We start from the raw sequence: 12,884 nt of genomic DNA on the forward strand, positions 1-12,884 counted from the left end.
GGATGTGTCTATTTGACACACCCGCTTTTTCATTTTTTCGGAGAAAACATCGGATTGCATTCCATCGCAGTACGTTCCTTGCAGTTTTACCAACCGATGGTAATACGATTACCGTAAGTCTGTAATCTTATTACCATCAATCTGTAATCGATTACCACCAATTGGTAATCCGATTATATGATGTGAGTAATCCGACTGTTCGATGTAAGTAATCCGATTATCTGATGTAAACAGTTTCTTGAACTGTTAATCCCAAATTGGTTCATGGTACATACTTTTTAAACTATGTTCTTATATTAAGTTCACATTGTATAGTAATATTTTTAATTATTTTGTTATAATTACATAAAAATTACTATCTTTGCAAGCGACAAAGAATAAGTGTGAAAAATAGTAATCTATACATCTATAACCATTTTGTAAGTATACTTTTATTTGAGCAGCTTGTTTTAGTCGTACATTAACTATCACCTAATATTAAATAACTATTGTTGTAGTATGGAAGAAAATGAAAAGAAAGGAGAGAAAGTTACAATCATCTTAGAAGATAGTAAGTATGCCCATGACTTTAAAAGAAGTCAGAACATACACATTGTTGAGTACGATCGTGTTACAAAACTTATTGATAAACAAATCACCCAAATCACCCAAAATCCCCCAAAAGAAGATAATACGGGAAAAGAAAAATCTGAATTAAGTATATTACACCAATATAACACAATTTCTATTTTTGGAGGAAGAGGCTCGGGGAAGACTACGTTTATCCTTAATATTCTTAGATATATAAGTAATAAAAAGGAGAAAGAGGAAATATTGGGGATTATCGACCCAACACAAATGGAAGAAAAAGAGCACGTATTCTTGGTTATTTTGTCATTAATCAATAAAAAGGTAACTGATAAAATAGAGGAGATGAAAAGCTGTTTTTCAAGCGGTATATGTTCTTATGAACGCGATTGGAAAGAAAGTTTGAGAAAGTTGGCGAAAGGTTTACCTACACTTGAAAAAATAGATACAAAGCGTTATGAGAATTGGGATGACGATAACTATATTATAGATCGTGGCTTAGAGAGCGTAACTGCAGCATATAATCTTGAAGATAATTTCCACAAATTAGTAGATTTGGCATTGAAAATTATAGGTAAGGATTTTTTTGTTTTGGCTTTCGACGATATTGATGTGAATATGTCAAAAGGTTGGCCGGTACTTGAAATTATTCGAAAGTATCTGACAACACCTAAGTTGATTATCCTTCTAAGCGGTAATTTGACACTTTATTCATATAATGTTCGATTACATCAATGGAAACAACTCAGTGAATTAATGCACTTTGACAGTTTTGACTTCTTAAAGCAGGTAAATCAATTGGAGGGACAGTATCTGCTAAAGATACTCAAACCGGAAAACCGAATTCATTTGATGTCGCTACAAGAAACAAAGCAACTATACGGAGTATCATATTATTTGAAGAAGACAAAGGCGGATGAAGAGAAAGAAACTCAAATAGAAAGTGAATATATTAGAAGATTGGAGCTGTTGGGTATCAATAGCACAAGACAACTCTTTATGGATTATCTTTTAGGGCTTTCTATACGAAGTCAGATTAGCATACTTTCAAATTTGGGCGACGATGGTATCTACAGCCAAATAGATGCATTCGTTTCTCGAATGATGGCTGCAAAAATAGATGTAGATGCAGCTATCAAGAGTGAAACTTTCACAATTACTAGCATTGTGGAATACTTATCAAAGAATAATTTCTTCTCACATTCGTATTTATTGATACCCAATACTGAAGATCATGATGCTAATGGATGCTTTATGGGACTTACCACTATATTTGTTAATCAAGCTAAGATACACCCATGGATTTTGCTTGGCTATATGTTAAGAGTTGGCTATGCAAGATCTTTTAATATGTCATTAGAAAAGGGAGCTTTCGAACTGATGCTATCCTATACAGGAATGCAACACGATATGTCAATAAAGAATATAGTTGCACTAATGATAGCTGTAGGTAAAGCAAACGAACTAAATATGCCAGAATTGATTCAGTTAAAGGGATTAGCCTTAAAAGCCAAGAAGAATCAAGAAGAAAGCAAAAACTCATTAGACAGTGTTCTAAAGGGAAAAGAACTTAATATGGCTCAAAGAACATTAGCCTTATTGCCATTATTTTCTTTAAGTAGTAGTCGGAAACAGCAGACAGGATTGTATTACTCTGTACCAGTCTTGTTATCAACAATATGTTATATCGTACGTTGGGGAAAGGAAGAGGAGGATATTAAACGTTGCCTACAGGAAATGAGTTTACACAGAACCTATCCTGTGCCTTCTATGCAATTAGGAAGAACTAATATTTTAGAAGAAGACATAGAGGGGAATGAAGAACTATCAAGAGTGCTCGAATTAAAGGATACGGATAGGGAAAAGGAAAAGGTTTACGATAACTTAGTTACAAGTTTGAAAGAATGGAGAGTCTCAATAATGGGCAAGGAAAATTTTCCTGCTATTCCCCCCTATCTACTCGGACGTATTATGACTCGGTTTACTTCTTCAGTAAAAAATATTAATACTGACGCTACCCTTGGCGATAGAATGCAACAGGCTGTCATATTATTCCTAAATGCATGTTTGGTGGAAGAGGTTAAAGAGAAATTAGATGGAATTGGAGTCAGCAATAATAATCCGACAGGTTCATACACAATATTTCAAGAAAATATTAATAAGGTTAAAGAAAATAATAGTTGGGAAAAGTTACAACTGACTCGTTGGCTTATAACCTGTCCATTACTTTATTGTTTCATCGATGAAGAACTATTAAAAGAAAGGAAAGAGGTTTTTAATTTTAAAGACAATACTAACTTTTTATTGTTCAGTATTCTAAGGGAAGTAGAATTAGCGAATAATCAAAAAGGTGCTATTAAGATAACTGGTGGTAACTATAGAAAATCTCTTAAAATCATTTTAGAAAAAGGTATCACACTGAAAGAGTTTAAGGAAAGATTCTATGACAAAAACAATGCAGAAGCAAAGGAATGGATAGAGTCTCTTGAGTTCGTGAATTCTATCAATCAAAAAGGCATGGACGGATTGAGGGTTGTATTAGAAGAAGAACTTAAACGTAATGGACTGATATAGAAAAGAACCTGTACCCTATGAAATACCATTCATATCTTTCATATCTACTGACAGACCGTCTTTCCCTCTCTTCGTATCAAGAAGGAGGGGAGGTTAGTGTCGGTGATGTTAAGCGTCGTTTGATGTTAATTGAACGAGAACATAATACAACGATTCCAGACCATTATCTAAGGCTTGATGCAAACTATTCATTTCAGAAAATAGAAGAGAAAAGTCAAATTTTTACGATAGGTCTTACTGAACTTGCAGACGCTTTCTTAGAGTACCGGTATAATCGGGTGTATGTCAAGGCTGAAAAGTTTAATGAATGGCAGTATCTGATAGCATATATACCTCCTATGCTGTTAGTTTGTGCTTATATTTTCAGAAACGGACATTTCTCAAGTCAGGAACTTACAACGGATTCTTTCTATAATCAATCTGTAGCACCCAATTTACGTTATACAAGCTTTGTTTCACCATATATTCGACAGATGGAAGATTTAAAAAGAAAGCATAACGGCTTTTGCGACCTTCACATCCATCTAAACGGAACATTAGAAACAGATACGGTTTGGCTTGATATACTTAAGTATCCTAATTGTGTCATCAGTGAGATGTATGATGCCGAAAAAGACGAATTAGTCAAGGAACAATATGAACAGTTCGATAATTGGTCACGCCCGGATAGATTTAAGGAGCTGATAGAGAAGGCGAATGAACTCAGAGTGGAACTTTTCGATGAGTTATCGAAGAAAATTCCTATCTTTATGGACTTTACTCGCCGATCGGAGAGTATTTTTTACATTGCCGTTCTCTACTACTTGTGTTTATATCCCACTAACAAAGATGTGGCAGACAAATTTCATCATTATCTTCTTATATTGGGACTTACTAATTCTATACTTGTACAGCAACCTGAATGCTTTGGGTTTGAGCAATTTCAAAAGTACACTTCGAATAAGTTGCGAGACTTCAGTGAGCGAGAATACGAACAACGTTTTTTCCAGTTGGCAGGAAATGGTCTTGATAACCTTAGGATTATCGAAGGAAGATTTTCCCCTAAAGATACAAAAGATAAAAACAATAATTTGATAGATAAAATACGAAGAGGCTGGAAAAAACTGAATACAGCACAAATGAATTTAGAACTTCCCAACTCAGAGCTTCGTCTTATTGCACACTTCATAAAGAAGAAAGATAAACAAAAAGGAAATATTCGCTTTCAGAAATTACGTGCCGACATTAAAAGAAGGAGTGAAATACTAATATCAATGCATAAAAGTGTAAGTAAGAATGGAAAGTTCATTGTTGGTATTGATGCAGCCGCAAGCGAATTTGACACTCCACCAGAAGTTTTTGCACCTGTTTTTAAGAGATTACGTGAGAAAGGGTTTCGGCACTTCACGTATCATGCAGGAGAAGATTTCTATCACTTGCTTGGTGGTTTACGTGCCATATATGAAGCGATAGAATTCTTAGGACTACAGCGAGGAGACCGAATAGGGCATGCAACAGCTGCCGGTGTCAGCTCTAAGATTTGGCATAAAAATGTTGGCGATAAGATTATAGTTCCTAAAGGAGCATATATGGACGACCTCCTTTTTGCATATTACTTAGCAAGTACTGAAGAAGGAGCGGATTTACGTCCACTTATGCCACAGATTTCAATGCGTGTTATGGAGCTTGCGGGGGAAATCTATCAAGGTGATGAAAATATTGAGGCTTACATATCTGCATGGAAGAATCGGAAACTTGATATTGTGGAATTAGACAAGCAAAATAAATTAATAGAGTATCATTTGTTGGAACTATATCATAAAAAAGATTACGTTGAGAAATATAATGAGAAAATAGAAGTGGAAATCTATGAAATTCTTGATGAAGCAGCTTTACATAAAGTACAATTAGCGATACTAAAATTGATGCATAAGAAAGAGATAGTGATAGAAACACTACCCACAAGTAATGTGCTTATTGGAAATCATCGTCAATTTTGCACCTTTCATCTGCATAATTGGTTCAAGTGGGAAGGCGAAGGAAAAGCCATTCCTCCCATTGTGCTTGGTACAGATGATGCAGGCATATTTGCTACCAATATATATAATGAGTACTGCCACGTTTTCACATTATTGGTATACGAATATGGGGTTAGTGTTAATGGGGCTTTAGACTTTATTAAAAAATTAAACTATAATACAGAAATCTATGCTTTTAGTTAAGACTGGTTTTAGAAGTTACCAAGTTTAAGCATTGAGTTGGCTCTGTCGATAATTAGTGGAAAGAAGTATAAAGTGATTTGACGAATAAAAGAGAGGATGAAATGTTAATAACTACGAAAGTATATTCTGTGTCCCACGGAAGTATATTTCGTGCCCTACGGAAGTATATTTCGTCATGTTCTCTGTCGTCTACACTTGTGTTGATTAAATTAATTCTTTCGGACTATACCTTTGAAAAATCACTTTTTGCGCAACAATACTCATTGCTTGGTTGATAGATGAATGTGTTAAATACGATATTGTTTTAGCCTTTTATAAGATGAAAAACTGTGTTTTGGTGTGTTTTTTAACCTTGTTTTCCTTTGTTGCGAATGCGCAAGAGCAGCGCGATTGGCAGCGGCTGTACGATGAATTGATGGTTTCGGAGGAGCAGGAGGGATTGATGAATGAGGAGAATTACGATTTGCTGTGCAGTTTGGCAGCGCACCCCATTGACTTGAATAAGGCGACACGGGAAGAATTAGAGCAGCTTCCGTTTCTTACGGCTACACAGGTGGAAGACATTTTGGCTTACATTTATCAGTATCATGGTATGCGCTCGGTGGGCGAACTGCTGATGATAGAGTCGCTTGATACCGCGAGAAGCGAATTGTTGAGCTGTTTTGTAACAATAAAGATTGATGAACAGAAGCATTTTCCACCACTTGCTACGATTTTAAAATATGGAAAACACGATATTACTTTTACGATGAAAGCACCTTTCTACGAACGAAAGGGCGATAAAAATGGCTACTTAGGCTATCCCTATACGCACTCGCTGCGCTATAAATTTTCTTATTCCGACTATTTCCGAGCCGGTCTTGTCGGTGCACAAGACAGCGGCGAACCTTTCTTTGCCAACCGCAATGCGCTTGGTTACGACCATTACAGCTTTTATATCTCAGTGCGCAAGTTGGGGCGCATAAAGTCTGCCGTTGCAGGACGCTATAAAGTGCGGTTCGGGCAAGGTCTTATAATCAACAACGATTTTAGTTTTGGCAAAACAATGACCCTTCTTTCGCAAGGCGTTCCTACACGGCTATTCGTCCATACTCTTCGCGTTCGCATGCCAATTATCTGCAAGGAGGGGCTGCAACGGTGGCTTTGACACGCCATATCGACCTATCGGCGTTTGCATCTTACCGCAAGAACGATGCTACGCTTAATGCCGATGGCACCATTCGCACACTGTTGAAGTCGGGTTATCATCGCACGCCCACCGAAATGAAGAAGAAAAACAACATTTCGCAAACCACTTTCGGCGGCAATTTACAATGGTTCGACCATGGCTTTCGTGCGGGTCTGACGGCACTGTACACACATTTCGACCGTCCGTTGATGCCCAATACCGGGCAAACTTACCGTTCCGATTACCCACAAGGGTACGATTTTTGGAACGTTGGTGTGAGTTACGGCTATCTGAACTATCGATGGAATATGAATGGCGAAATTGCAATGAGTGGCAATGGTGCTGTGGCTACTTTAAATTCCCTATCGTTTCAACCCACGAAACGGCTTTCTCTGACTGCCATTCAGCGATATTACGGCTCTCGATATTGGGCACTCCACGCCAATGCCTTTAGCGAAGGCGGACAGATGCGCAACGAGATGGGTATGTTGGTAGGAGCAAATTGGACTGTAAACCGCTTCCTCGCCCTTTCTGCCTATACCGACTATGCCTATTTTCGCAAGCCACGCTATCGCGCATCGGTAGCAAGCAGTGCATGGGACAATTATATTTCCGCCATTTACACCCGTGGAAATCTCTCGTTCTTAGCTCGCTACCGGTTTAAAATTCGCGAGAAAGACAATGCCGACCACACAAAATTAATCAATGAATATACGCAGCGAACACGTTTTGCATTCACCTGCTCGGGGCTGAATTGGGATTTCAAGACGCAGGCAGACCTTGCCTATAACCACCATAAAACCAATAGTTTTGGCTATATGCTAAGCGAATTTGTTGCTTGGCAACCTCTTTCGTGGCTGCAAACCTCGGCGAACATCGGTTATTTCCATACTGCGGACTTCGCTTCTCGCTTGTATATCTACGAGCGCAGCATGCTTTACAGTTTTAGTTTCCCCACTTTCTACGGCAAGGGCATTCGCTGGTCGGTGTTTGCTCGTGCCAACTTGCGTCAAAATCTGTCTGTTTTGCTGAAGGTAGGTACTACGCACTATTTCGACCGCAAGCATATTTCGTCGGGTTTGCAACAGATAAACCGTTCAGAACAGACCGATTTGGAAGTGCAATTGCATTGGAAAGTTTAGTGCGAACCGCTTTCTACTCAGGTTGCGGCTTTTACTACTTGCCGAAAGCAAAAAGAAAGGAAACAGTTTTCCTTACTGCTTTGGTCCGCTTGCCGGCATCTGCGCCGCCATTCCATCTCGGCGTAGTCCGCTACGCCTTCGATGAAACGCCGGCACATCTGCTCGACAATCGAACAAAACCGGTCAAGGACGCTAATAGCCAATTGGGGTTAAAAACAATAGACAGAATTGTTAGTGTTTCACAAAAAAGCGGCTTATCCTTTCCGTTTTCACCATTTTTTAAGTAAGTTTGCATTGCTATTATTATGATACAACGAAATATTCTGCCATATAAAATAAAGGCTTTGATGGTTTGGCTGCAACGAATGAAGCATATTCAGGGGTTTGGCATTCAGTCGCCATCGGCTTTTTCGTTTGATAGGAAGGTGATAAACGACCACACTTTCTATCCCGTTTATGCTGAATTGAAGCGAGCCGGCAATGCCTTAACAGCAATAGAGCGCAAGAAAGCTCGGCTGTTGTATCGGATAAACCGTTTTGCCGAAGCCGATAGATTTTGTTTCTATCCCACGAAGTTGCCGGCTTACGAAAGCTATATTAAGGCTGCGTGCGAGAAAACATTGATAGAAGAGGCGAAAACACTATGCGAGGCGAGCGAAGGCACTGCGTCTTGCGAGTCTGCTATCTATTTCCTGACGGTCAGCGAACACTGCCAAACGTTTTACGATACGTTGCGAACAACCATCAATGCGCAAAGTTTTATCATTGTAGACGGCATAAAGCGCAATGCAGAAACAAAAGCCTTTTGGCAGCAAATTGTGGACGACGAGCGCGTCAGCTTCTCGTTCGACCTATATCATATAGGTATCGCCTTTTTCGACAAGCGACCCAAGCAAAACCATATAATAAATTTCTAATAAACAAAGCGCAATGAGCAAAGTGTACACAAAGACAGGCGACAAGGGAACAACCGGTCTGATAGGGGGAACAAGAGTAAAGAAGAGCGATATTCGCATTGATTCTTATGGAACGGTAGACGAGCTGAACTCGTTCATCGGGTTGCTCGCAACCTATGTAAACGAACAAGAAACCGCCGACCTTTTAGCCGAAATACAGAACATACTCTTCAATATCGGCTGCAATTTAGCCATGGGCGAGAATTTTAAAAAGGAAATAAAAGAGTCGGTAGTTGCCGGTGTGTTCATCGAACACGTAGAAAACGCCATCGACAGAATGCAGGCTGCCATTCCCGAACTGAAAAGTTTCGTTATTCCCGGCGGCAGTCGTTCGGCTTCCATCGCCCACGTTTGCCGCACTGTTTGTCGGCGTGCCGAGCGTCTTATCATTGCTTTGGACGAGACTTCGGCGGTAGACAGCAACCTGATGGCGTATGTAAACCGTTTGTCAGACTACTTCTTCGTGCTTTCACGCTATTTAAACAATATCGAGAAAGTAGACGAAAAAATATGGCAAAATCCTTGCAAATAAGAAATAAAATAGTATTTTTGCACGCAAAACAAACTAAAGCAAATATTTTAAGCCTATGTATTGGACACTGGAATTAGCATCGAAGCTGGAAGACGCACCATGGCCGGCAACTAAAGAAGAGCTTATCGACTATGCCATTCGTTCAGGTTCGCCATTAGAAGTATTGGAAAACCTTCAGGAAATTGAAGACGAAGGCGATGTTTACGATAGTATCGAAGACATCTGGCCCGACTATCCGTCTAAGGACGACTTCTTGTGGAACGAAGATGAATATTAGTTATTGAATTTAAAATAATGCGGACAACTCACCATGGCTATGCCCCTTGGTGAGTTGTTTTTGTTTATTTTCTTTTGCAGTCTTATTTTATCGGTAAATGCAATAATACGCACAAACAATCGTTATACATACGTGTTTAAACGCTTAATATCCATAATCAGCCTGTATTTGCTCGTCAGTGCCACCGCATTGGCGCAGTACGACGTATCTTTTAGCCATTATTGGGAAATGGAACCTTACTATAATCCTGCTTCCGTGGGAAAGGAAAACCATCTCAACGTCGTAGGAACATACGCCTTGGACTTTGCAGGCTATAAAAACAATCCGCGTGTAATGTACGTCGGTGCCTGTATGCCGCTCTATTTCATGCGGCAATATCACGGCGTGGGTATGTCGATTTTGAACGACCAAATCGGACTTTTTACCCATCAACGCATCGCAGGACAGTACGCTTTTCGCAAAAGTCTTTTTGGTGGAATGTTGGCAGCCGGTGTGCAGTTAGGAGTGCTGTTGGAGAAGTTCGACGGCTCTAAGGCAGACCTTGAAGATGCCGGCGACCCTGCCTTTACACGCGCAGAAGTAAGCGGACAGAGCCTCGATTTGGGCGTCGGACTTTACTATATACACAAGAATTGGTACATCGGTGCATCTGTGCAGCATCTGAATGCGCCCCTTGTAGAGTTGGGCGAGAAGAACGAACTGCAAATAGATAAGACCTATTATTTGACAGGTGGATACAATATAAAACTAAGAAATCCGTTTCTTACTATACCAACCTCTGTTATGGCACGTTACGACGGTAACGGCTATCGGGCGGATATAACTGCACGATTGGTCTATACGAATGAGAAGAAAGTGCTGTACGGTGGTGTGTCTTACAGTCCTACAAACTCTGTAACGGCATACGTGGGAGGAAGTTTCCACAACATCAACGTTGGCTACAGTTACGAAATGTACACAGGAACAGCCGACGTGGGCAACGGCAGCCACGAGTTGGTGGTGAGTTATCAAACCGATATAAACCTGCAAAAGAAAGGACGAAACAAACATAAAAGCGTAAGATTTCTATAGAAACAAAATATGAAGATGAAAAAAAATATATTAATTCTTTGTCTTGGCATTGTTATGCTTGGCACACTCTCAGGCTGTTTTGCCGGAAAATCGGCTTCAATGTCGGGCAGAGGAGGCGAAGTAACCGGTGTTGGCGGCGGTAAACCTTTCCGCGAACCCACTCCTTACGGTATGACCTTGGTGAAGAGAGGTTGGCTGAAAATGGGTCTTGCCGACCAAGACAGCCTTTGGGGTAAGAACACTCCGGTAAAAGACATCTCTGTAGACGGCTTTTGGATGGACGAAACTGAAGTTACGAACTCTGAATATAAACAATTTGTAGAGTGGGTACGCGACTCTATCCTTCGTACACGCCTTGCTGATCCGGCGTATGGAGGCGATGAAACATATATGATAACCGAAGATAAGAGTGGCAATCCTGTTACTCCTCACTTGGATTGGAATAAACGATTACCACGTAAACCCAACGAAGACGAGCAGCGAGCTTTCGAGAGTTTGTACACAACAAACCCTGTTACGGGCGAGAAAAGTCTTGATGCTAAGCAGCTGAACTATCGTTACGAAATATACGACTATACTACGGCTGCACTTCGTCGCAACCGTTTGAATCCATCGGAACGCAACTTGAACACCGATATAGAGGTAGATCCGGAAGAAGTAGTGATGATTTCAAAGGACACTGCCTACATCGACGACGAGGGAAATATACATCAAGAAACCATCAATCGCCCATTGTCAGGTCCTTGGGACTTCTTGAATACCTATATTGTAAATATATATCCCGATACAACTTGTTGGGTAAACGATTTTCGTAACTCCGACAACGAAACCTATTTGCGCAATTATTTCAGCAACGACACCTACAATAGCTATCCTGTTGTGGGCGTTACATGGGAGCAAGCCAATGCTTTCTGCGCTTGGCGTACCGACTATTTGTTGAAGGGTTTAGGTAAGGAAGCACGTTTTGTGCAACGCTATCGCTTGCCGACCGAAGCTGAATGGGAATACGCAGCACGCGGAAAGAACCAAGACGAGTTCCCTTGGGAGAACCAAGATGTGAAGAGTGGAAACGGTTGTTTCTATGCCAACTTTAAGCCCGACCGAGGAAACTACACCAAGGACGGCAACCTTATAACCAGCAGAACAGGTATTTACAGTGCCAATTCAAATGGTCTTTACGATATGGCAGGCAATGTAGCCGAATGGACAAGCACCGTTTACACCGAAGCAGGAGTAAAGTCTATGAATGATTTGAACCCACAGCTGGAGTATAAGGCGGCTAAGGAAGACCCTTACCGACTAAAGAAAAAGAGCGTGCGTGGCGGTAGTTGGAAAGACCCTGAAAGCTATATCCGGAGCGCATGGCGTACTTGGGAATACCAAAATCAGCCGCGCAGCTATATCGGTTTCCGTTGTGTGCGTAGCTTAGCAAGCTCTTCGAGCGAAGCAGCAAAAGAGGCAAAGAAAAGTAGTAAGAAAAGAAAAAAGAATAGAAAGTAATGACACAATATAGCAAATACAACATTATATATCGTCTGCAAAAGTGGATTGATACCGTCCCGGGACAGACTTTCTTGAACTATGGTTATAGTTGGGGTGCCTCAATCGTTATTTTGGGTGCATTGTTCAAGCTCACTCACCTCCCGGGAGCTAACATTTGGTTGTTCTTGGGTATGGGAACAGAAGTCGTGGTGTTCTTCTTGTCTGCTTTCGACCGACCTTTCGATAAGACAGACGACGGCAAAGAAATACCAACACATTTCCAAGAAGACGATGAAGAGATTGAAACAGTCGGCATTAATACGAAAGGCAACGTTTCTTCTGTGCGCCAACCGGTTGTTTCTACTGATGCTACAGCCGAAGAAATAGCTCGCCAAACAATGCCATTGGCTGACCAAATAGCGGCTGCAGTGGTTAATCAGCAAAGCCAAGTTATCGCTAATGCCGAGCAGCAGACGCCTGAAATGGTAGAAGCGCAAACCAATTATGTCGATGCGCTGAAGAGTTTGACCGAGATGTTGGGCAAGGTGAACGACCAAAGCCAGCGTCTTACACGCGACAGCGAGGAGATGGAAAACCTCAATCGTACGCTTACGGGCATCACTAAGGTTTACGAAATGCAGCTGAAGGGTGCGAGTCAGCAGATTGGAACCATCGACCAAATCAACGAACAAACCCGCAAGATGGCGCAGCAGATAGAGCAACTCAACAAGGTTTATGCCCGAATGATAGAGGCAATGACTGTGAATATGCGTGTTGCATCGCCTGCCGTTCCGGCGCAACCTACAACAGAGGAATAAATCTAACGTGCGTTTGTCTGCCTCCAAACATAATAAATAGGCTATATGAACATAGCCGATAGGTTATGTAAACACAGCAGACGAACGGCATAATAA

At 40.9% G+C, this 12,884-nt stretch carries 9 protein-coding genes and 1 pseudogene; all 10 read left to right on the top strand.

The window, feature by feature from the left end:
• Positions 1-498: 498 nt before the first annotated feature.
• Positions 499-3,141 carry a hypothetical protein gene (locus tag JCM15124_RS04465; RefSeq protein WP_024998464.1) on the top strand — a complete coding sequence of 881 codons (2,643 nt, stop codon included), beginning with the start codon at positions 499-501 and terminating at the stop codon, positions 3,139-3,141.
• Between the two features lie 17 nt (positions 3,142-3,158).
• Positions 3,159-5,342: an amidohydrolase family protein gene (locus tag JCM15124_RS04470; RefSeq protein ID WP_024998465.1), complete on the top strand. Its 2,184-nt coding sequence runs from the start codon at positions 3,159-3,161 to the stop codon at positions 5,340-5,342.
• A 319-nt stretch (positions 5,343-5,661) separates the two neighbouring features.
• A pseudogene (locus JCM15124_RS17145) lies at positions 5,662-7,652 on the top strand (ComEA family DNA-binding protein).
• Entirely contained in the window at positions 7,640-7,939 is a 300-nt protein-coding gene (locus tag JCM15124_RS15830; RefSeq protein ID WP_156930667.1) for a hypothetical protein, read from the top strand. The pseudogene JCM15124_RS17145 and the gene JCM15124_RS15830 overlap by 13 nt, the downstream one beginning before the upstream one ends.
• An 18-nt stretch (positions 7,940-7,957) precedes the next feature.
• Positions 7,958-8,569: a hypothetical protein gene (locus tag JCM15124_RS04480; protein ID WP_024998466.1), complete on the top strand. Its 612-nt coding sequence runs from the start codon at positions 7,958-7,960 to the stop codon at positions 8,567-8,569.
• A 13-nt stretch (positions 8,570-8,582) separates the two neighbouring features.
• A complete protein-coding gene (locus tag JCM15124_RS04485; RefSeq protein ID WP_024998467.1) occupies positions 8,583-9,140 on the top strand; it encodes a cob(I)yrinic acid a,c-diamide adenosyltransferase in 558 nt (185 codons plus the stop codon).
• Positions 9,141-9,195: 55 nt separating this feature from the next.
• Positions 9,196-9,417: a DUF2795 domain-containing protein gene (locus JCM15124_RS04490; RefSeq protein ID WP_024998468.1), complete on the top strand. Its 222-nt coding sequence runs from the start codon at positions 9,196-9,198 to the stop codon at positions 9,415-9,417.
• A gap of 132 nt (positions 9,418-9,549) precedes the next feature.
• Positions 9,550-10,488 (top strand): PorP/SprF family type IX secretion system membrane protein, encoded by a 939-nt coding sequence (locus JCM15124_RS04495; RefSeq protein WP_024998469.1) that lies wholly within the window; start codon positions 9,550-9,552, stop codon positions 10,486-10,488.
• 9 nt (positions 10,489-10,497) lie between these two features.
• A complete protein-coding gene (porK, locus tag JCM15124_RS04500; RefSeq protein WP_024998470.1) occupies positions 10,498-11,988 on the top strand; it encodes a T9SS ring complex lipoprotein PorK/GldK in 1,491 nt (496 codons plus the stop codon).
• A complete protein-coding gene (gene porL, locus JCM15124_RS04505; RefSeq protein ID WP_024998471.1) occupies positions 11,988-12,788 on the top strand; it encodes a type IX secretion system motor protein PorL/GldL in 801 nt (266 codons plus the stop codon). The genes porK and porL overlap by 1 nt, the downstream gene beginning before the upstream one ends.
• Positions 12,789-12,884: the final 96 nt, after the last annotated feature.

The organism is Prevotella falsenii DSM 22864 = JCM 15124 (genome assembly GCF_000613945.1).
GTDB lineage: Bacteria > Bacteroidota > Bacteroidia > Bacteroidales > Bacteroidaceae > Prevotella > Prevotella falsenii.

What these genes read in the sequence shown, in the direction of transcription:
- JCM15124_RS04490 (WP_024998468.1), top strand. Translation starts at nt 9,196, where the DNA reads ATGTATTGGACACTGGAATTAGCATCGAAGCTGGAAGACGCACCATGG.
- JCM15124_RS04485 (WP_024998467.1), top strand. Translation starts at nt 8,583, where the DNA reads ATGAGCAAAGTGTACACAAAGACAGGCGACAAGGGAACAACCGGTCTG.
- JCM15124_RS04470 (WP_024998465.1), top strand. Translation starts at nt 3,159, where the DNA reads ATGAAATACCATTCATATCTTTCATATCTACTGACAGACCGTCTTTCC.
- JCM15124_RS04465 (WP_024998464.1), top strand. Translation starts at nt 499, where the DNA reads ATGGAAGAAAATGAAAAGAAAGGAGAGAAAGTTACAATCATCTTAGAA.
- porL (WP_024998471.1), top strand. Translation starts at nt 11,988, where the DNA reads ATGACACAATATAGCAAATACAACATTATATATCGTCTGCAAAAGTGG.
- JCM15124_RS04480 (WP_024998466.1), top strand. Translation starts at nt 7,958, where the DNA reads ATGATACAACGAAATATTCTGCCATATAAAATAAAGGCTTTGATGGTT.
- porK (WP_024998470.1), top strand. Translation starts at nt 10,498, where the DNA reads ATGAAGATGAAAAAAAATATATTAATTCTTTGTCTTGGCATTGTTATG.